We start from the raw sequence: 18,887 nt of genomic DNA, 5'->3' as shown, positions 1-18,887 counted from the left end.
CTTCCCGTGTTGGGGAGGCGGCCTTTTTCACGGGCGCTCTCTTGGCGCGTCAGGGCGCACCCCGCGGCGGATCGCTCCCTCGCCTCACAGTCACATTGCCGCGGCCATTATCCTGCGGCAGAGCGCCGCCGATTGCCTGTTCGAGGAAATCGTCGCTCGCCGCCTGTGGCGGGTTGGGTAGGCCGATGCCTTCCACGCTGTCGCCGGGGCGCGGCGCGTTCGGATTCATCGGCGGATCGCCCGGCCCGGTATCCTCGCGGGAAGAGCCGCCGGGCTCGATCAAATTGCCCTGCTCATCGATGAAGTAGTAGTCGCCCGGCTCGCCGTAATAGAACTCGTCATCGGGCTCCAGCTGCCATTCGGGCAATTGCAGCTCGGTATCGAAGTCCTCTTCCGGCCGATCCTTCACGGCATAGCGCATATAGGCGGCGAAGGCGCGTGCGGGCGCGGTGCCGCCCTGCAAGCCGGAGACACGCGCATTGTCGTCGCGCCCCATCCACACGCCGGTGGTGATGCCGCTGGAAAAGCCGACGAAATAGCCATCGCGATTGTCGCTTGTGGTGCCGGTCTTGCCTGCGACCGGGCGGCCGATCTGCGCCGCTCGGCCGGTGCCGGTATTGACTGCCGTCTGCAGCAGGTCGGTGATCCCGGCAGCGACATAATCGGGCACCAGCGTATAGCTGCGCGCCTCCTCATGCTTGTAGAGCTCTTCCCCATCTGCGCTGGTGACGCGGATGATGCCATAGGGTTCCACAGACTTGCCGCGCGCGGAAACGGCGGCAAAGGCGCGCGTCATGTCCAGCAGGCGGACCTCGTTGGTGCCAAGCACCATGGAGGGAAAGGCATTGATCTCGCTGCTGATGCCGAAGCGGCGCGCCATATTGGCGACATTGGTGAAGCCGACCTCGTTCCCCAGCTGCGCCGCCACCGTGTTCACCGAATAGGCAAAGGCAGTGCGCACATCGATCTCGCCCGTGTAGCGGCCGTTGGAATTGCGCGGGCTCCATCCGCTGATGGTCACCGGCACATCGCGCACCATGGAGCTGGGCGTATAGCCGGCCTCCAGCGCGGCGAGATAGACGAACAGCTTCCACGAAGAGCCGGGCTGGCGCAGCGCGGTGACCGCGCGGTTGTAATTACTCTCAACGTAGTCGGTGCCGCCGACCATCGCCAGGATCGCCCCGTCGCGGTCGAGGCTGACGAGCGCGCCTTGCGTTCCGCCGGGAACGTTGGACTGGATCGCGGTGGTCGCCGCCGCCTGCATGCCGGTATCGATCGTCGTCCACACCTCGATCGGCTCGAACGAATTGCTCGGCAGCAGGAGGTCGAGCTGTGGCAGCACGTAGTCGGTGAAATAGCGGACCGAGTTCTGCCCCGTCTCCTCGCGCAGCTTCACGGCGGAAACGTCCACCTGCCGCGCCAGCGCCGGGTCGAGATCGCCATAGGCGACCATCTGGCCGACGACGACATTCGCGCGGCCCACGGCGGCGTCGATATCGGCGGTGGGGGAATAACGGCTGGGAGCCTTCACAAGTCCCGCGATGATCGCCGCTTCCTCAAGGCTCAGCTCGCGCGCGGAGTGGCTGAAGAAGCGGCGGCTGGCGGAATCGATGCCATAGGCACCGCCGCCGAAATAGACCTTGTTGAGGTAGAGCTCGAGGATCTGTTCCTTGGAGAACTTCCATTCCAGCGCCATCGCCAGAACCGCCTCGTTCAGCTTGCGGTCGAGCGTGCGGTTGGAATTGAGGAAGACGTTGCGCGCCAGCTGCTGGGTGATGGTGGAGGTGGCGGAGACCTGCCGATCCTCGGAAAAGGCATTGAAGACCGCGCGCGCAAGGCCCAGCGGATCGACGCCGAAATGTGAATAGAAGCGATGGTCCTCAACACTGACCATCGCCTGCTTCATGACTTGGGGGATCTCGTCATCGCGCAGCCATTCGCCATAGGACGGGCCGAGCGAGACGATCTCCGACCCGTCGCGCGCACGCACGACGATGGACTGGCCGTTCTGGCTGCCCATCAATGCCGAATAGGAAGGGATTTCGCGCGCAGCGAAGAACACGGCCGTGCCCAGTGCTATCGCCGCAAGCACACCAATAGCGACGCCGGCGATCGCCAGCCGCTTGAACCAGCGCGCGAGGAAGCCCTGCCAACCCTGCTCCCTGCGGGACTTGGCGCGGGACTTCGCATCTTTTTCGGCCCGTGCCGCCCGTCTCGCCCGGGAGCGCTTGCCACGCTGGATCGCCATTCTAGTGGTTACACCTCGTCAACCGGGCGGGGCGCGCCCGTCACATATTCTCTCTCAAGCTGTGCATAGGGCAAACGTAACGCAGGGTGAACGCCGCGTTTACGCCGCGCGCTCACTTATCCTCCGGATCGAACTCCAGCGAGGCGGAATTGATGCAATAGCGCAGGCCTTCGGGACCGGGCCCATCGGGGAAGACATGGCCCAGATGCCCGTCGCAGCGCGCGCAGGTCACCTCGGTGCGGATCATGCCGTGCGTGATATCGCGATGCTCGTCCACCGCATCATCGCCCGCAGGCGCGGTGAAGCTGGGCCAGCCGGAGCCGCTGTCATATTTGGTCTCGCTCACGAAGAGCGGCAGCCCGCAGCCGGCGCATTTGTACATGCCTGCCTGCTTGTTCTTCTCATATTTGCCGGTGAAGGCCCGCTCGGTGCCCTTCTGGCGCAGGATCGCATATTGCTCGGGGCTGAGCTTGGCGCGCCATTCGTCGTCGGTCAGGTTCACCTTGTCGGTCATAGGGAAGCTCCTTCACCGCTTAGATGGTGATACGCCGCGCAACCTCAACTATTTACATCGGCATAGTGCCGGGGCGGCGGCAGGCCTTCCATCTTTTCGGTCAGCAGGGGCCGGAAGCTGGGGCGGCTCTTCATCACGCGATACCAGCCATGCGCCTCGTCATGACCGGACCAATCGAGGCCGCCGAGATAATCGACGACAGAAATCTGCGCGGCGGCGGCGAAATCCGCCAGGCTCAACTGCGCGCCTGCCAGCCAGCGGCGATGGGCCACCAGCCAGTCGATATATTCAAGATGCTCATGCGCCAGCCGCATCGCATTGCGCAGCTGGCCGGAATCGGGCGCAGCGCGCAGGATCAGCCGCTTCTTCATCTTCTCATGCAGCAGCGGATGGGTGACATCGGCGAAGAAGTTCTGGTCGAACAGCGCCACCAGCCGGCGGATCTCCGCTCGCTGGGTCGCATTGCCGAGGATCAGCGGCGTCTTGTCCACCGTCTCCTCGAAGAATTCGCAGATGGCCTGGCTGTCCACCAGCGTGGCGCGGCGATCCGGATCGTGCAGCACGGGCGTGCGGCCGGCCGGGTTCATCTGGTAGAATTCATCCGGCGCATCCCACGGATAGACGCGCTCAAGATCATGCCCCACGCCCTTTTCGGAAAGCGCGAGCCGGGTCTTGCGGGAAAAGGGGCAGAGGGTGAAGTGATAGAGTCGCCACATGGAGTGGCTGCTCTAGCCTTTCCGCCCCCTTTACTACAATCCCGATTGCGGAAGCAGCGGCAGGCAGACGGGCATCATCGCTTCGACCTGCTGCTTGTCCACCAGATCCTGCGCCTCGCGCTGGAGGACCACGGTTAGCTCCTCGATCGACAAGCCGGTCTCGTCCATCACCCTCGCGCTGGCCTGCACGAAGAATTCGCGCCCGCTTTCGGCAAGGGGCGGATATTGCAGCGCCTCTGCATTGCCGGTCTCCTGCCCATGCGCGACCATAGCGAAGGTGGCCGAACAGCGCAGCAGCATGCGCTGCTCAAGGCTGAGCTCGGGCGCAGGAGCATCCTGTGCGGATAGCGGAGTTGCCAGCAGCAAGGCGGCGAGCGGGAGAAGGCGTCTATGCATAGCTCCGCCTAGAGCCCGCTTCACGAACCCCCGCTTAACGCCGTCTCGGCCTTCGCATCCATCGCGAGCACGGGATTGACCTTGCCGCTGTCGCGCCCGTCGAGGAATTCGTTGCGGATATCGCGATAGGCGAATTTCCACTCCCCATCCACGCGCACCAGTTCGTCCTCGTAAATGCCGAAAGTGCCGAGCGTGGGGGTGAAGCGTCCCGATGCTTCGCGCGGGCCGTCATTGGCGCATTCGAACCAGAAGCCGGTGTGCCAGGCCTTGTCGCCCTCGACCCGGATGACCGACTGGCACAGCACGTGGCGCAGGATGGCGGGGTTGCCGTCCACGTCCTTGTAGATGCCCGCCACGGCTTCCTTGAAACCCTGCGCCGCCGCGCGGATATTCTCGCGGCCCGTCACCGCGCCGCGGGCGAATTCCAGCGTCCCGCCCTCGGTGAACATGTCGGCGTAGGAATCGAAATCATTGTAGTCCATCGCCATCAGGTAGCGTGCCATCAGGTCCTCGATCTCGGCGCGGTCCCGGGCGTATGTGGCGGCGTATCTGGTCATTTTTCCCTGCTCCTCTCCAAGCCTTGTTGACTCTATCCATCGTCTCTCACAATTGTAAGTACAACATACGATTTTGGGAGAGAATCGACGATGTCCGACGATCGCATTGCCGCGCTCGAGGCGAAGCTTGCCGAGATGGAACGACGCCTGACCGTCCGCGAGGACGAGCTGGACGTGCAGAAGCTGCAATACCTCTATGGCTACCTGATCGACAAATGCATGTATGACCAAGTGGTGGACCTGTTCGCCGACGATTGCGAAGTGCGTTTCTTCGGGGGGGTCTTCAAAGGCAAGGCGGGTGTCAAGCGGCTCTATATCGAGCGGTTCCGCAAGCGCTTCACGCATAACAACAACGGACCCGTCGACGGCTTCCTGCTCGATCATCCGCAAATCCAGACGATCGTCGACATCGATGAAGACGGCAAGACTGCGCGCCTGCGCGGCCGTTCGACCATGCAGGCCGGTCGCCACAAGGACTATACCGATGAAGCTGCCGGCCTGGGCGTTCGCCAGTGGTGGGAAGGCGGCCTCTACGAGAACATCTATACCAAGGGCGACGACGGCAAGTGGCGGATCAAGCTGCTAAACTATTTCCCGCACTGGCATGCCGATTTCGACAAGGGCTGGGCCTATACCGATCCCGAATACGTGCCGTTCCTGAACACGCTCTACCCGGAAGATCCCGCCGGTCCGGACGAACTCTATGACGACTTCTTCCTGTGGCCGACGCACAAGCTGCTGCCCTTCCACATGAAGCACCCGATCACCGGCGAGGAAATGGTGGCGGAGCGTTGGGAAGGCGATATCGCCCGCGAGAAGGCCAAGGGCTGAGGCCCTTTGCGCCGACTCACCTGACATCCTAGACAACCCGAAATCCCCGCCTTCCCGGCGGGGCTGGGGAGAGTGACATGACCGATTATCCTTCGCTCCACATGATCATCGATGGCGAGAAGGTGTCCGGCGGGGGCCGCCGCACTTTCGACGTCGTCAATCCCGTCACCGGCGAGACGCTGGCCGAACTGCCGCTGGCCGATCCGGCCGATCTCGACCGCGCACTGGAAGTGGCCGAGCGCGGTTTCCGGATCTGGCGCAAGTCCACCCCGCAGGAACGCGCCCATGTGCTGCAGGGCGCGGCGCGGCTGATGGTGGAGCGGCAGGAAGATATCGCCCGCATCGCGACGATGGAGGAAGGCAAGCCGCTGGCCGAAAGCCGCATCGAAGTGATGATGAATGTCGGCCTGTTCAACTTCTACGCCGGCGAATGTTCGCGCCTCTATGGCCGCGAGCTGGTGCGGCCCGAAGGCATGCGTTCGACCGTGCGGTGGGAACCGGTCGGCCCCGTCGCCGCCTTCGCCCCGTGGAACTTCCCCATCGGCAATCCCGGCCGCAAGCTCGGCGCGCCCGTCGCCGCCGGCTGTTCGGTGATCCTGAAGAGCGCCGAGGAAACCCCGGCATCGGCCCTCGCCATCCTGCAATGCCTGCTCGATGCCGGCCTGCCCAAGGAAGTGGCGCAAGCCGTGTTCGGCGTGCCCGATGAAGTGAGCCGCCACCTGCTGGGTTCGCCCATCATCCGCAAATTGAGCTTCACCGGCTCGACCGTGGTCGGCAAGCACCTCGCCAAGCTGGCGGCGGACAATATGATCCGCACCACGATGGAGCTGGGCGGGCACGGCCCGGTCCTCGTCTTCAACGATAGCGATGTCGACAAGGCACTCGCCACCGCCGTTGGCGGCAAGTACCGCAATTGCGGCCAGGTCTGCGTCTCCCCCACGCGCTTCATCGTGCAGGAAGACGTGTTCGAGAAATTCCGTGACGGCTTTATCGAAGGCGCCAAAGCGCAGGTGGTCGGCAACGGCCTGGAAGACGGCACGACCATGGGACCGATGGCCAATGCGCGCCGGCCCGAGGCGATCGACAGGTTCATCGCCGATGCGAAGGACAAGGGCGCGAAGCTGGGCGCTGGCGGCAAGCGCATCGGCAACCAGGGCTTCTTCTACGAACCCTCGGTCATATCCGAAGTCCCGCTCGATGCCGAGATCATGAACGAGGAGCCTTTCGGCCCCGTCGCCATCGTCAATCCGTATCGCACGGAAGAGGAGATGATCGCTGAGGCAAACCGCCTGCCTTATGGCCTGGCGGCTTACAGCTGGACCAATGATGTTCAGCGTCAGCGCCGTCTGGCAGATCAGCTGGAAGCGGGCATGGTCGGCATCAACAGCCACATGATCGGCGGCGCGGACAGCCCGTTCGGCGGCGTGAAATGGTCCGGCCACGGCAGCGAGGACGGCCCCGAAGGCGTGCGTGCCTGCATGGTCACCAAAGCCGTTCACGAAGGGTAAGCACAATGGCTCACGAACTGAAGACCGGCGGTGACCGCGGTTACCTGCGCATCGCCACCGAAGAAGCTTTCGCCACCGCCGAACAGCTCGATGCGATCCTGCGGCTGGTGAAGGAAGGCAAGGCGGACAAGGGCACTGTCAGCCTGTGGGGCTTCTACGGCACCAGCCCGTCCGAACGCACGACCTTCATCCGCGAGCGGCTGCTCGACCTGGGCGAATTGCGCATCGGTGCGATGGACGCGGCGGGGATCGACAAGGCGGTGCTGGCGCTGACCAGCCCCGGCCTGCAGTCGCTCCACGACGTGGAAGAGGCGAAGGGCATTGCAGCCCGCGCCAACGACCAGCTCGCCGCAGCCTGCGAGAAATATCCTGACCGCTTCTACGGTATGACCGCCATCTGCCCGCAGGACCCGGAATGGTCTGCTGCGGAATTGAAGCGCGGCAAGAATGAACTGGGCTTCCACGGCGTGCAGGTGAACAGCCACACGCACGGGGCTTATCTCGATGAAGAGCAGTTCGACCCCATCCTGCGCACCTGCGCGGAAGAGGGCATCCCGCTCTATATCCACCCGCAGGGTCCGCCCGACGGCATGATCGGCGGCATGGTCGAAGCCGGGCTTGAAGGCGCGGTGTTCGGTTTCGCGGTGGAGACGAGCTATCACGCGCTGCGCCTGCTCACGACCGGCGTGTTCGACCGCTATCCGGACCTGCAACTGGTGCTGGGCCATGGCGCGGAAGGCCTGCCCTTCTGGATCGACCGCCTGAACTACATGTTCAATGCCGGCGTCCGCTCGCAGCGTTACGAGCGGTTGAAGCCGCTCAAGCACAGCCTGCACCACTACCTGCGCAACAATGTCTGGGGCACCACCAGCGGCCTGCCCTCCCCCGCCTCGATCAAGCTGATGATCGACGTGATGGGCGAAGACCGGGTGATGTATGCGATGGACTATCCCTACCAGTATGTGCCCGCCGAGGTGGAGCTGCTGGACGATATGGACCTGCCCGCCGCGACGCTGAAGAAATTCTACCAGTCCAATGCGGAGAGGCTGTTCAAGCTCTGATATCTGGCGCAGGATCGAGGGGAGAGGAGAGACCCATGACGACCTATGGCGTAACCGGTGCGAGCGGCCAGCTGGGCAAGCACGTGCTCGACGAATTGCTGCAGAAGGTGGATGCGGGCGACGTGATCGCCTTTACGCGCGACACCTCGAAGCTGGCGGACTATGCGGCGAAGGGCGTGACCGTCCGCGCAATGGATTACGACAAGCCGGAAGAGATTCCCGCCGCGCTTTCCGGCGTCGACCGCTTGCTCCTGATCTCCGGCAGCGCGCTGGGCGAACGCCCGCGCCAGCATGCCAATGTGATCAATGGCGCGAAGGAAGCGGGCGTCGGCTACATCGCCTACACCTCGATCCTCGATGCCGAGAACACGCCGATCAAGCTGGGCGCGGAACATCTCGCCACCGAAAAGACGCTGGCCGAAAGCGGCATCTCCCACGATATCCTCGCCCATGGCTGGTATAATGAAAACTATATCGGCGCGCTGAAGCCGCAGGTGGAAGCGGGCGTCATCACCGGCGCGCAGGGACAGGGCAGGATCTCGTCGGCCACCCGCGCGGACATGGCCGCCGCCGATGCCACCGTGCTGGTCAGCGGCAAGGGCGGGGAGCGCTACAACATCGCCGGCGATGAAAGCTGGACGATGGAGGACTTCGCTGCCGAGGTCAGCCGCCAGTCGGGCAAGGAAGTGAAGTATATCGACATGGCCGAGGGTGACTATGCCAAGTCGCTGGAAGAGCATGCGGGCCTGCCCGGCTTCATCGCCGCCGTTGTCGCCAATTCCGCCGCTGCGACGGCCAAGGGCGCGCTGGAGGACAATAGCCGCACGTTGAGCCGCCTTGCGGGCCGCCCGACCACACCTATCGCCGAGACGATCGCGGGGGCGCTGGCGTAACTATCGTCATTGCGAGGAGCAAAGCGACGAAGCAGTCCAGGGCTTCGTACGAAACGCTCTGGATTGCTTCGCTGCGCTCGCAATGACGACTGAGAGGTTCTAGCGTGGGCCATGGCCTTTCCGGGAACGGAAAGGCTCTTGGGAGGAAGAGGAAAGAATATGGCATCCGATGCCGCTGCTGCGAACACGGCCGAGGCCAACAAGATCAGCCGCCATGCCTGGTATGCGCTGACGCTGGTCAGCTGCGCGCAGGCGATGAGCCTGCTCGACCGGCAGATCCTCTCCATCCTCGCCACCGATATCCGTGAGGATCTGGGCATTGGCGATGCCGAGCTGGGCCTGCTGTACGGCACGGTCTTCGCGCTGTTCTACGCGCTGTTCTCGCTGCCGCTTGGCCGCCTGGTCGATGGCTGGGTGCGCACCAAGCTGCTAGCGATCTGCCTTGCCGTCTGGTCTCTGTTTGCCGGGATCGCCGCCTTCGCATCGGGCTTTGCCCTGCTTGCCATTTCGCGCCTTGGCGTCGGCATCGGCGAGGGGGCGACGCAGCCTGCGGCCAATTCGATCATCTTCGACACCTTCCCCAAGAGCCGCCGCGGCGTGGGCATGGCGGGCCTGGGCATCGGCCTTGCGCTCGGCCTTGGCCTGTCGATGACGCTGGGCGGCGTGGTCGCGCAGTGGTGGGACCAGCGCTATGCCGCTGGCGGCGCGCCGTTCGATTTCGCCGGCTGGCAATTCGCCTTCATCGTCGCCTCCATCCCCGGCTTCCCGCTCGCCTACCTCATCTACCGGTTGAAGGAGCCGGAGCGCGGCGCGATGGACGGCATTCGGGCAACGAAAGACCCCGCGCCGTTCAAGGCCAGCGCCAATGTGTTGGGTTCGGTCGTGCCGGGGACCAACTGGTATTATTTGTGGAAGCGCGATGCGGGCAGCCGTCAATGGACGGCGAACCTGATCGGCCTCGCCCTGATCCTAGCCGCCGCTGTCACTCTGGTGCGGGTGACGCAGTATTTCTCGCCGCGTCCGGCGCTCGATATTTACGGCCTGCATCTCGATCCGCACGTGCTGCAATGGGGTGTGGCGGCCTTCGGCGCCTTCGTGGTGCTGAACCTGTTCCAGAGCTTCAAGCTGACCGACCGGCCGGCCTTCAACGTGATCGCTTCCCCGACGCTGATCATGCTGATGGTGGTGGGCGGATTGCAGACGGCGATCAATTACGGCGTGATGGGCTTCACCCCCTCGCTGCTGATCCGCGACTTCGGCCTCACCCCGGCGCAGGCGGGCGTGCAGTTCGGCCTGCTGGCAGCGGCACTGGGCATGATCGGGCCGATCATCGCCGGGCCGCTATCCGATTTCCTGGCCGGGAAGATGGGGCAGCGCGGCATGGTCTGGCTGGTGCTGGCGAGCCTCTCGATCTCGCCCTTCTTCGGCATCTGGACCTATTCGTCCGAGACGACGACGCAATTCTACGTCCTGTTCTCGATCTATTCGATCATCCTCACGCTGTGGCTGCCGCCGACCTATGCGCTGATGCTGGGGCTGGTGCTGCCGCGCATGCGAGGGATCACCTTCTCCACCTACATGATCGTGCAGACGCTGCTCGGCCTCGGCCTCGGCCCATATTTCGTGGGCATCGTTTCCGACAGGAATGGCGGCGACTTGGCGCAGGCGATCATCTCCGTGAACATTGTCTGCCCCTTCATCGTCGCGCTGCTGCTGGTGGTGCTGTGGCGCTTCCGCAAGGATGAGGCATCGGTGCTCGAACGGGCCCGAGCCGGGGGCGAAGAGGTCTGAAGCCATGCCTAACGTAAGAGAAGCCGCCTTCGCCGTATTCGAACATTTCGGCGTCGACCGCCTGTTCGGCAACCCGGGCAGCACCGAGCTGCCGATGCTGAAAGCCATGCCCTTTCCATATGTGATGGGGCTGAACGAAGCGGTGGTGATGGGCATGGCCGATGGCTATGCGCGCAGCTCCGGCAAGCCCGCGCTGGTGAACCTCCACTCGTCCGCCGGGACGGGCCATTCGCTCGGCAATCTCTTCACCGCGTGGAAGAACAATGCGCCGATCGTGGTGACGGCGGGCCAGCAGGCGCGCAGCATCCTGCCTTTCGACCCGTTCCTGGGTGCCGAGCGGCCGACCGAATTCCCGCGCCCCTACGTCAAGTTCGCCATCGAACCAGCACGCGCCGAGGATGTGCCGCTGGCGCTGGCCCGCGCATTCGCCGTGGCGCTGACGCCGCCGATGGGTCCGGTCTTCGTCTCCATCCCGGTCGACGACTGGGAGCAGGAGTGCGACCTGCCCGCCCTGCCCGACCTGTCGCTGCGCACGCATCCCGATCCTGCCGGGATCGAGCGGATCGCGGCGATGGTCGAAGCTGCGAGCAATCCCGCGCTGGTGATCGGCACCGCCGCCGCAAATTCGGGCGCATGGGATGCCGCCGTTGCGCTCGCCGAAAAGGCGGGCCTCTCGGTCTGGGCCGCGCCCTATGCCGCGCGCGAGACTTTCCCCGAGGACCACAAGCAGTTCGCCGGCTTCCTCAATGCCTGGCGCGACCAGATCCGCGATGCGCTCGCACCGCATGACGCGATCCTCGTCGCCGGGGCGCCGGTCTTCACCTATCATGTCGAGGGGAGCGGCCCGCACTGGCCCGAAGGCGCACAGCTGATGGCGCTTTCGGACGATCCGCAGCACCTCTCGAACCTGCCGGGCGGCGGCGGCGTGCTGGGCGATATTCGCGCGGGGCTGGAAACGCTCACCGAACGCCTGCCCTCTCGCACCTTCACCGGCAGCACGCACCAGCTGGTCGATCCTCCGGCGGAGATGACCGCCAGCTACGTCCTGAAGCGCATCGCCGCGCTGCGCCCGAAGCAGGCCGTGATCGTGGAGGAGGCGCCGACCGCACGTCATCCTGAGCATGTGACGCTGCCGATCACGCGTGAGGGCGGCTTCTATTCCTGCGCCAGCGGCGGTCTCGGCTATTCGCTGCCGGGCGCGCTGGGCGTTGCGATGGGACAAGATGACAAGGTGATCGCCGTGCTGGGAGACGGTGCCGCGATGTATACGATCCAGGGGCTGTTCACCGCTTTCCAGGAGCAGGCGAATGTCAGCTTCTGCATCATGAACAATTCGGCCTATGCCGCGCTCACCGGCTTTTCCGGCGAGTTCGGCATGAACCATGTCCCCGGCTGCGACCTCACCGGCCTCGACTTCGCGAAGCTGGCAGAGGCGCAGGGGGTGGCCGCGCGCACCGTTACCAGCGTCGATGCGCTGGACGATGCGCTGGCCTGGAGCTTTGCCGAGGAGCGTCCGACGCTCCTCGACATTCGCATCGCCTGACGGCTTATTCGCCTGCAGCCAGGACGCCGCAAGCCATGCGGTCGCCCGCGGTGTCCTCACCAGCGTAGACGATCACGGCAGAGCCGTCCTCATCCATCAGGCCTTCCCAGGTCGCGGCCATGGAAAGCATGTGGCCGAGCGAGCCGGTGCCATCTTCGCCAATTTCCAGGTTGGGCAGGTAACCGGCCTGCTGGTCGTCGCTGGCATCGTCGGGGTTCCAGACTTCGCCGGCCGAGGAGAAGTCGCCCGCGCAAATGGCGGTTTCATGTACGCGCACGCTGTAGGTGCCCGGCTCCATGCCGGTCGCTTCAAGATTGATGGTCACGCCGCCGGCGGAACCGGTTGCGGTGACCGAAGCGATCGTCGCGCCTTCGGGCGTCATCAGCGTGGCACTGGCTGCCTGTGCATCGCCGGCACCCATATCCTCCACGCCCATGTCATCCATCGCCGCATCCTCGGCGGTGTCGGACGAGCCGCAGGCGGCGAGCGTCAGGGCAAAAAGGGAAACAGGCAGAATAATCTTGCGCATCGGTGATCCTTCGATTGCTGTTTGGGGGAAAATTCACGGGCCCCTTGAACGTTCAGAACCCAATGCGCAACCGGCTCTTTAAGCGGGGGACCAAAAGCACAAGCCTTACAGGCCCAGCTCGCTCAGCCCCGGATGATCGGCCGGGCGAGCATTGCCGTCCCAGCGGAAGAGGCGTTCCTCCTCACTGATATGGAGGTCGTTGATGCTGGCAATGCGGCGGCGCATCAGGCCTCGCTCGTCGAATTCCCAGTTCTCGTTCCCGTAGGAGCGGAACCAGTTGCCGCTGTTCTGCCATTCATAGGCGAAGCGGACGGCGATGCGATTCTCGTGAAAGGCCCAGAGTTCCTTGACCAGCCGGTAATCCTGTTCGCGCTGCCACTTGGCGGTGAGGAAATCGACGATCGCCTGCCGGCCGGTGAAGAATTCGGCGCGATTGCGCCATTCGCTGTCGGGCGTATAGGCAAGCGAGACGCGGCCCGGATCGCGGCTGTTCCAGCCATCCTCTGCCATGCGCACCTTCTCGGCGGCGGTCTCTTCGGTGAAGGGGGGAAGCGGGCAGCGTGGTATTTCCATCATTGGTCTCCTGTCGAATTGAGCCGGGCCCGGAGCGCGGCGTTTTCCTGTTCAAGCTGTCTTATCCGGTCGCCTGTCGCTTCGAGCATTTCGGCAATCTCCTGCTCGGTAAAGCGGCGAGCGATGTGCTGCGGGCAGTTCCAGTCGAAGGCTTTCAGCCGCAAGCGGAATATCCGTTCAACCTGCGCGCGATAGCCCGGATGCTCGAGTTCCCATGCAAGCTCGGGCACTTCGTCGAGGTCGAGCAATTCGGCATGGGCGTAGATCTTGAGGCGGCGGCGCTCGGCCTGATCGATCAGGAACAGGCACACCCTGTCATCGTCCAGCGCGTTGCCGGCGCTGATATATTGCCGGTTCCCGCGATAGTCCGGAAAGGCGAGCGTCTGGTCGTCGAGCACCTTGAGGAAGCCCACAGGGCCGCCGCGATGCTGCACATAGGGCCAGCCGCCGGGTGCGGCGCTGGCCATGAAAAAGGTATCGCGCGCGGCGATGAATTCCCGCTCCTGCGCGGTAAAGCGGTCGAAGGCGCGATTGCCGGAAAACCCGTCATAGGTCTTCAGGCTGCCGGCCTTGGCCTGCAATGACCGGATGGTGGGTGTGTAGGCGGTATCGAGAAATCCGTAGGCCATGGCGTGGCTCCGCGAAAAAGGGTGGTGGGTCGGGGTCAGGGGGTCGGGACTGGACCGTCCCCGGCCCACCGGGCCGTCATGCAGCGAGTTGGGTCTGCACGACGGGGAAATCGATGTCGGTCTTGGCGACTTCGTTCAGGTAATTGGTGAAGGTGTTCTCGGCCACGAGGGCGACGATCTCGACCACCTGCGCCTCACTGAAGCCGGCGGCGCGCACTTCGGCGATGTCGGCCTCGCTCACATGGCCGCGCTCCTCGGCAACCTTGCGGGCAAAGTTCACGGCGGCATGGGCCTGCGGATCCTGCGATCCGCCATTGCGCGCCAGTTCGACCTCTTCGGGAGCGATCTTGGCGAGGTTGGTCGCCAAATAGCTATGCGCCGAGAGGCAGTAGCCACAGCCATTGACCTGCGCGACGGCCAGCGCGATCCGCTCGCGGGTCTTGAGGTCGAGCGTCTTCGACAGCGCCGCATTGGCGCCGGTATAGGCAGTCAGCGCAGCGGGGCTGCTGGCGATCAGGCGGAACATGTTCGGCACGCTGCCGAGCTGGCCCTTGACCGCTTCGAGGATCGGCTTCGAGGCTTCGGGCGCATCATCCAGCGTGGGAATGGAAAGGCGGGACATTCATTCTTCTCCTGCTTGCTTTGGGGCCATCACCGGCCCGGCAGGCAAGGAAATAGGGCTTCCCATTTCTTGTGATAATCGGCTATTTCTGAAAATCATCTTTGCTATTTACGGGAATATCATGGACCGGCTCGAAGCGATGGAATTGCTGCTGCAGGCTGTCGAACTCGGCAGCTTCTCGGCGGTGGCGCGCGAAAAGGGCCTGCCGGTTTCGACCGTCAGCCGGCGGATCGCGGAGCTGGAAGCAAAGCTCGGCACCAAGCTGCTGCTGCGCACCACGCGCCAGCTTTCGCTGACCGATGCGGGGCAATCCTATGTCGAGGCGGCGCGGCGCATCCTCGAACAGGTCGAACAGGCGGAGCGGGAGGCTGCGGGCGAATACACCATTCCCAAGGGTGAGCTGGCGATCACCGCGCCGCTCTGTTTCGGACGGCTGCACCTGCTGCCTGTGGTGAGCGACTTCCTCGCCCAGTTCCCCCAGATCACCATCCGCATGCTGCTGTCCGACCGCAATATCCACCTGGTGGAGGACCATATCGACATGGCGACGCGCATCGGCCGCCTGCCCGATAGCGGGCTGGTCGCCACGCGGATCGGCACCATGCGCACCGTGGTCTGCGCCAGCCCTTCACTGCTTGCCCGGCATGGCGAGCCCGATCATCCGGAGGCCCTGCGCGACCTGCCCTGCGTCGCTTTCGATACGCCCATGCCCTTCCCCGCCTGGCAATTCCGCGATCCGGCGAGCGGCAAGGCTTTCGACGTGCCGGTGGCCCCGCGCCTCTCCGTCACCACCGCCGATGCTTCGGTGATGGCCGCCTGTGCCGGTACGGGTTTCACCCGCCTGCTGCACTACCAGGCCGAGGCCGCGATCGAGGCGGGCGAGTTGAAGATCGTGCTGGAGGATTTCGAACCCGAGCCTGCGCCGGTTCACATCCTGCATGTGGCGCGCGGCCAGATGCCGCTCAAGCTGCGCCGCTTCATCGACTTTGCCGCGCCGCGCCTGCGCGACAGGTTGGAGGCCTTCGCCTGATTACAGCACCCGCCAGACCCACAGCTTGATCGAACTGGCATAGCGCGCGCCCGCGCAGATGAAGATCGACTTATTGAGCCAGTCATAGGGCCCGTCGGCCGCGATGAATTCGGGCACGGTGCGGAAGTAGTATTCGGAAGGGTCGACCTCCTCGCCCATCACCAGCCGCTGCATCACTTCGGGTGGGCCGTGGCGCAGGCCCTTGTTGCGGATCTGGATGATCTCGCCGTCATCGGTCTCGATCGCATAGATCGCATCGGCCACGGTCACCCCGTCATGCCGGGTCACCTGCCAGTCCGCCGAATTGCCCATCAGCTTGCCGGAGATCTTCGGCCCCTTCACATAACCGCCAGCAATGATCGGGATGATCCGCCGCGTCCCGTCATAGGTCTCGCCGATCTGGCGCGGCTCTTCCAGATCGCCGCCCGCCTCATAGACGAATTCCAGCTCCGGCTTGATCATACCAGCTCCACCACATCGGCAATCGAATCCACCACGCGGCTGGGGCGGTAGGGGAAGCGTTTCACATCGTCCTTCTTCGTCGAGCCGGTCAGCACCAGAGTGGTGTCGAGCCCCGCCTCGATCCCCGCGACGATATCGGTATCCATCCGGTCCCCGATCATCGCGGTGGAGGCGGCATGGGCATCGATGCGGTTCATGGCACTGCGGAACATCATCGGGTTCGGCTTGCCGACGAAATAGGGTTCGGCCCCCGTCGCCTTGGTGATCATCGCAGCGGCCGCGCCGGTGGCAGGCAGCGGGCCTTCGGGCGATGGCGAGGTGACGTCCGGATTGGTGGCGATGAAACGCGCGCCATCGAGCACCAGGCGAATCGCCTTGGTGATCGCCGCGAAGGAGTAGCTGCGCAGTTCCCCGATCACCACGTAATCGGGATTGGTATCGGTCATGGTGTAGCCGACCTCGTGCAAGGCAGTGGTCAGCCCCGCCTCGCCGATCACATAGGCGGAGCCGCCGGGATGCTGCGTGTCGAGGAAGGACGCGGTCGCCAGCGCGCTGGTCCAGATCGATTGCTCGGGCACGCTCAACCCCGCCCGCTCCAGCCGCGCGGCAAGGTCGCGCGGCGTGTAGATGGAATTGTTGGTGAGGACGAGGAAGCGGCGCTTCTTCTCCTGCAATTTCGCAATGAATTCAGCAGCGCCGGGAATGGCTTCGCCCTCTTTCACAAGGACGCCATCCATGTCGGTGAGCCAGAATTCGGGCGGGTCGCGATCTGTTGTCATGGCCGACTAGGTGCCGCCCGCCGATCCCGAAAGCAATGGCCAAGGACGGATTCGCCTTGTACATTCGCCATTTGAAGCCCAAGGGCGCCCCATCCATGAAAACTGATCACCTCCCGCAGCCTCTCACCGATGCGCTCGCCGCGCGCGGCTTTGACGCGCTGACCGCCGTCCAGGACGCCGTTATCACTCCCGAAGCCGATGGCCGCGACCTGATCGTCTCGGCACAGACCGGCTCGGGCAAGACCGTCGCCTTCGGGCTGGGCATGGCGGCGCAATTATTCGACCAGGGCGCCCTGCCCCAGGCCGACCAGCCGCTCGCCCTGATCATCGCCCCCACGCGCGAGCTGGCATTGCAGGTCAGCCGCGAACTGGCCTGGCTGTACGAGAAGGCTGGCGGACGCATTGCCACCTGCGTCGGCGGCATGGATGCGAGCAAGGAACGCCGGGCACTGTCGCGCGGTGCGCATATCGTGGTCGGCACGCCGGGCCGCTTGCGCGACCATCTCGAACGCGGCGCGCTGCAACTGTCGAACCTGCGCGTAGCGGTGCTCGACGAGGCGGACGAGATGCTCGACATGGGCTTTCGCGAAGAGCTCGAGCAGATTCTCGATGCCACGCCCGATGGTCGGCGCACGCTGCTGTTCTCGGCCACCATGCCCAAGCCGATCGTCGCGCTGGCAAAACGCTACCAGCGCGATGCCCTGCGGATCGAGACCGCGGGCAAGGAACGCGGGCACGGTGATATTACCTACCAGGCCATCACGGTATCGCCTTCCGATATCGAACATGCCGCCATCAACTTGCTGCGCCTGCACGAGGCGGAAACCGCAATCCTGTTTTGCGCCACGCGCGACAAGGTCCGCCACCTCCACGCCAATCTGACCGAACGCGGCTTCCAGGCCGTGGCGCTTTCGGGCGAGCACAGCCAGAACGAACGCAACGCGGCGCTGCAGGCGCTGCGCGACGGGCGCGCACGGGTGTGCGTGGCCACCGATGTGGCCGCGCGCGGGATCGACCTGCCCACGCTGTCGCTGGTGGTGCATGTCGAAGTGCCGCGCGATGCGGAGACGCTGCAGCATCGCTCCGGCCGCACCGGGCGCGCAGGCAAGAAGGGGACTGCGGTACTGCTCGTGCCCTATCCGCGTCGCCGCCGTGTCGAATCAATGTTGCGCGGCGCGAAGATCAACGCCGAATGGATCGCCGCGCCCACGCCGGACGATATCCGCGCGCAGGACCGCGAACGCACGCTTGCCGCGCTGCTCGCACCGGTAGAGATCGACGATGAGGATCGCGCCCTCGGCGCTCGCCTGCTGGCGGAGCGCAGCCCCGAGGATATCGCCGCCGCGCTGGTCCGCGCGCATCGCGCTGCCATGCCGCAGCCGGAAGAGCTGATCGAAGCCAGCGCAGAGCCGCGCCGGGCACCGGGCGAACATCGCCCCGGTTTCGAGGATATCGTGTGGTTCAAGATGGATGTGGGGCGGCGCCAGAATGCCGATCCGCGCTGGATCCTGCCGCTGCTGTGCCGCCGCGGGCATGTTTCGAAAAGCGAGATCGGTGCGATCCGCATCTCAGATGGCGAGACCTTCTTCCAGGTGCCGCGCGCAAATGCCGACAAGTTCGCCGAGGCCCTGTCACGCACCGCCGACGCTGGCGACAAGGACGACATCGCCATCGCGCTCGCAGAAGCCCCGCCGCCACAGCGAACCCGCGGGCCTGCTCGCCAGCACGTCAAGGCCAAGCCGCGCAAGAGCTTCCCCGGCAAGAAGGGTCCCGGGAAACCGGGATTTGCCAAGAAGGGGCCGGGTTCCAAGGGGCCGGGCAAGAAGGGCGGCGGCGGGAAGCCGCACGCGCACAAGCCCAAGGGAAACAAGCCCAAAGGAAAACCGCACCGCCCGAGCTGAGGCAGGTCAACAAGCTCTATCGATTGTCGGCAATCCACGTATGGATCGGGGACGATCGAGGGCCATGACTGGACAGCGCAAAGCTCGCTGGCGTCGCAATTACCGGCTGCGCTGTCTGCCGGGATGCTGCGTGTAGATGGAATTGTTGGTGACGACGAGGAAGCGGCGCTCCCTCTCCTACAGCTTCGCAATGAATTCGGCAGCGCCGGGAATGGCCTCGCCCTCTTTCACGAGGACCCCATCCATGTCGGTGAGCCAGAATTCTGGCGGGTCGCGATCTGTTGTCATGAGGCTGGCGATAGTG

General features: G+C 64.6%; 20 protein-coding genes. 8 read left to right on the top strand and 12 right to left on the bottom strand.

Annotated elements, in window-relative coordinates; all coding sequences use genetic code 11:
* Positions 1-49: 49 nt before the first annotated feature.
* From E5222_RS11775 to E5222_RS11755, 5 genes are all read right to left on the bottom strand, one after another.
* Complete coding sequence (locus E5222_RS11775; protein WP_136693997.1) at positions 50-2,248, bottom strand: transglycosylase domain-containing protein; 2,199 nt, start codon at positions 2,246-2,248, stop codon at positions 50-52.
* Between the two features lie 112 nt (positions 2,249-2,360).
* Positions 2,361-2,762: a peptide-methionine (R)-S-oxide reductase MsrB gene (msrB, locus tag E5222_RS11770; protein WP_136693996.1), complete on the bottom strand. Its 402-nt coding sequence runs from the start codon at positions 2,760-2,762 to the stop codon at positions 2,361-2,363.
* 44 nt (positions 2,763-2,806) lie between these two features.
* Entirely contained in the window at positions 2,807-3,478 is a 672-nt protein-coding gene (locus tag E5222_RS11765) for a glutathione S-transferase family protein (protein WP_136693995.1), read from the bottom strand.
* Positions 3,479-3,511: 33 nt separating this feature from the next.
* On the bottom strand, positions 3,512-3,874 hold the full coding sequence (locus tag E5222_RS11760) for a hypothetical protein (protein ID WP_136693994.1): 363 nt from the start codon (positions 3,872-3,874) through the stop codon (positions 3,512-3,514).
* A 20-nt stretch (positions 3,875-3,894) separates the two neighbouring features.
* Entirely contained in the window at positions 3,895-4,431 is a 537-nt protein-coding gene (locus E5222_RS11755) for a nuclear transport factor 2 family protein (RefSeq protein ID WP_136693993.1), read from the bottom strand.
* A 90-nt stretch (positions 4,432-4,521) separates the two neighbouring features.
* On the opposite strand from E5222_RS11755, the gene E5222_RS11750 reads away from it, so the two are divergent.
* The 6 genes from E5222_RS11750 to mdlC all read left to right on the top strand — a co-directional run bounded on the left by E5222_RS11750 (position 4,522) and on the right by mdlC (position 12,058).
* On the top strand, positions 4,522-5,262 hold the full coding sequence (locus E5222_RS11750) for a nuclear transport factor 2 family protein (RefSeq protein ID WP_136693992.1): 741 nt from the start codon (positions 4,522-4,524) through the stop codon (positions 5,260-5,262).
* 77 nt (positions 5,263-5,339) lie between these two features.
* Positions 5,340-6,770, top strand: a complete 1,431-nt coding sequence (locus tag E5222_RS11745; RefSeq protein WP_136693991.1) for an NAD-dependent succinate-semialdehyde dehydrogenase — start codon at positions 5,340-5,342, stop codon at positions 6,768-6,770.
* Between the two features lie 5 nt (positions 6,771-6,775).
* Positions 6,776-7,831, top strand: coding sequence for an amidohydrolase family protein (locus tag E5222_RS11740; protein WP_136693990.1), 1,056 nt, complete (start codon positions 6,776-6,778; stop codon positions 7,829-7,831).
* A gap of 35 nt (positions 7,832-7,866) precedes the next feature.
* The gene (locus tag E5222_RS11735) at positions 7,867-8,724 is read left to right on the top strand and encodes an SDR family oxidoreductase (RefSeq protein WP_136693989.1); all 858 of its coding nucleotides are present in this window, start codon (positions 7,867-7,869) and stop codon (positions 8,722-8,724) included.
* A gap of 159 nt (positions 8,725-8,883) precedes the next feature.
* On the top strand, positions 8,884-10,515 hold the full coding sequence (locus E5222_RS11730) for an MFS transporter (protein ID WP_136693988.1): 1,632 nt from the start codon (positions 8,884-8,886) through the stop codon (positions 10,513-10,515).
* Positions 10,516-10,519: 4 nt separating this feature from the next.
* Positions 10,520-12,058 (top strand): benzoylformate decarboxylase, encoded by a 1,539-nt coding sequence (gene mdlC / locus E5222_RS11725; RefSeq protein WP_136693987.1) that lies wholly within the window; start codon positions 10,520-10,522, stop codon positions 12,056-12,058.
* A 4-nt stretch (positions 12,059-12,062) separates the two neighbouring features.
* On the opposite strand, the gene E5222_RS11720 is transcribed toward mdlC, so the two are convergent.
* The 4 genes from E5222_RS11720 to E5222_RS11705 all read right to left on the bottom strand — a co-directional run bounded on the left by E5222_RS11720 (position 12,063) and on the right by E5222_RS11705 (position 14,411).
* Positions 12,063-12,587 carry a superoxide dismutase family protein gene (locus E5222_RS11720; protein ID WP_136693986.1) on the bottom strand — a complete coding sequence of 175 codons (525 nt, stop codon included), beginning with the start codon at positions 12,585-12,587 and terminating at the stop codon, positions 12,063-12,065.
* A gap of 105 nt (positions 12,588-12,692) precedes the next feature.
* The gene (locus E5222_RS11715; RefSeq protein WP_211196147.1) at positions 12,693-13,160 is read right to left on the bottom strand and encodes a nuclear transport factor 2 family protein; all 468 of its coding nucleotides are present in this window, start codon (positions 13,158-13,160) and stop codon (positions 12,693-12,695) included.
* Positions 13,160-13,789, bottom strand: a complete 630-nt coding sequence (locus tag E5222_RS11710; RefSeq protein WP_136693984.1) for a pyridoxamine 5'-phosphate oxidase family protein — start codon at positions 13,787-13,789, stop codon at positions 13,160-13,162. Before E5222_RS11710 ends, E5222_RS11715 begins: the two co-directional genes overlap by 1 nt.
* A gap of 76 nt (positions 13,790-13,865) precedes the next feature.
* A complete protein-coding gene (locus E5222_RS11705; protein WP_136693983.1) occupies positions 13,866-14,411 on the bottom strand; it encodes a carboxymuconolactone decarboxylase family protein in 546 nt (181 codons plus the stop codon).
* 121 nt (positions 14,412-14,532) lie between these two features.
* On the opposite strand from E5222_RS11705, the gene E5222_RS11700 reads away from it, so the two are divergent.
* A complete protein-coding gene (locus E5222_RS11700; protein ID WP_136693982.1) occupies positions 14,533-15,441 on the top strand; it encodes a LysR family transcriptional regulator in 909 nt (302 codons plus the stop codon).
* Here the strand turns inward: E5222_RS11700 and E5222_RS11695 are convergent, their stop codons facing one another.
* Entirely contained in the window at positions 15,442-15,903 is a 462-nt protein-coding gene (locus E5222_RS11695; RefSeq protein WP_136693981.1) for a DUF3237 domain-containing protein, read from the bottom strand.
* Complete coding sequence (locus E5222_RS11690; protein WP_136693980.1) at positions 15,900-16,682, bottom strand: HAD-IIA family hydrolase; 783 nt, start codon at positions 16,680-16,682, stop codon at positions 15,900-15,902. Before E5222_RS11690 ends, E5222_RS11695 begins: the two co-directional genes overlap by 4 nt.
* A 95-nt stretch (positions 16,683-16,777) precedes the next feature.
* Here E5222_RS11690 and E5222_RS11685 point away from each other — a divergent pair, with 95 nt between their 5' ends.
* A complete protein-coding gene (locus E5222_RS11685; RefSeq protein ID WP_136693979.1) occupies positions 16,778-18,583 on the top strand; it encodes a DEAD/DEAH box helicase in 1,806 nt (601 codons plus the stop codon).
* A 177-nt stretch (positions 18,584-18,760) separates the two neighbouring features.
* On the opposite strand, the gene E5222_RS16925 is transcribed toward E5222_RS11685, so the two are convergent.
* The gene (locus tag E5222_RS16925) at positions 18,761-18,871 is read right to left on the bottom strand and encodes a hypothetical protein (protein WP_425456255.1); all 111 of its coding nucleotides are present in this window, start codon (positions 18,869-18,871) and stop codon (positions 18,761-18,763) included.
* Positions 18,872-18,887 lie beyond the last annotated feature (16 nt).

Source organism: Alteraurantiacibacter aquimixticola (assembly GCF_004965515.1).
GTDB lineage: Bacteria > Pseudomonadota > Alphaproteobacteria > Sphingomonadales > Sphingomonadaceae > Alteraurantiacibacter > Alteraurantiacibacter aquimixticola.
Note: the sequence above shows the minus strand (reverse complement) of the source record. Positions and strands in the feature narration are given on the sequence as shown.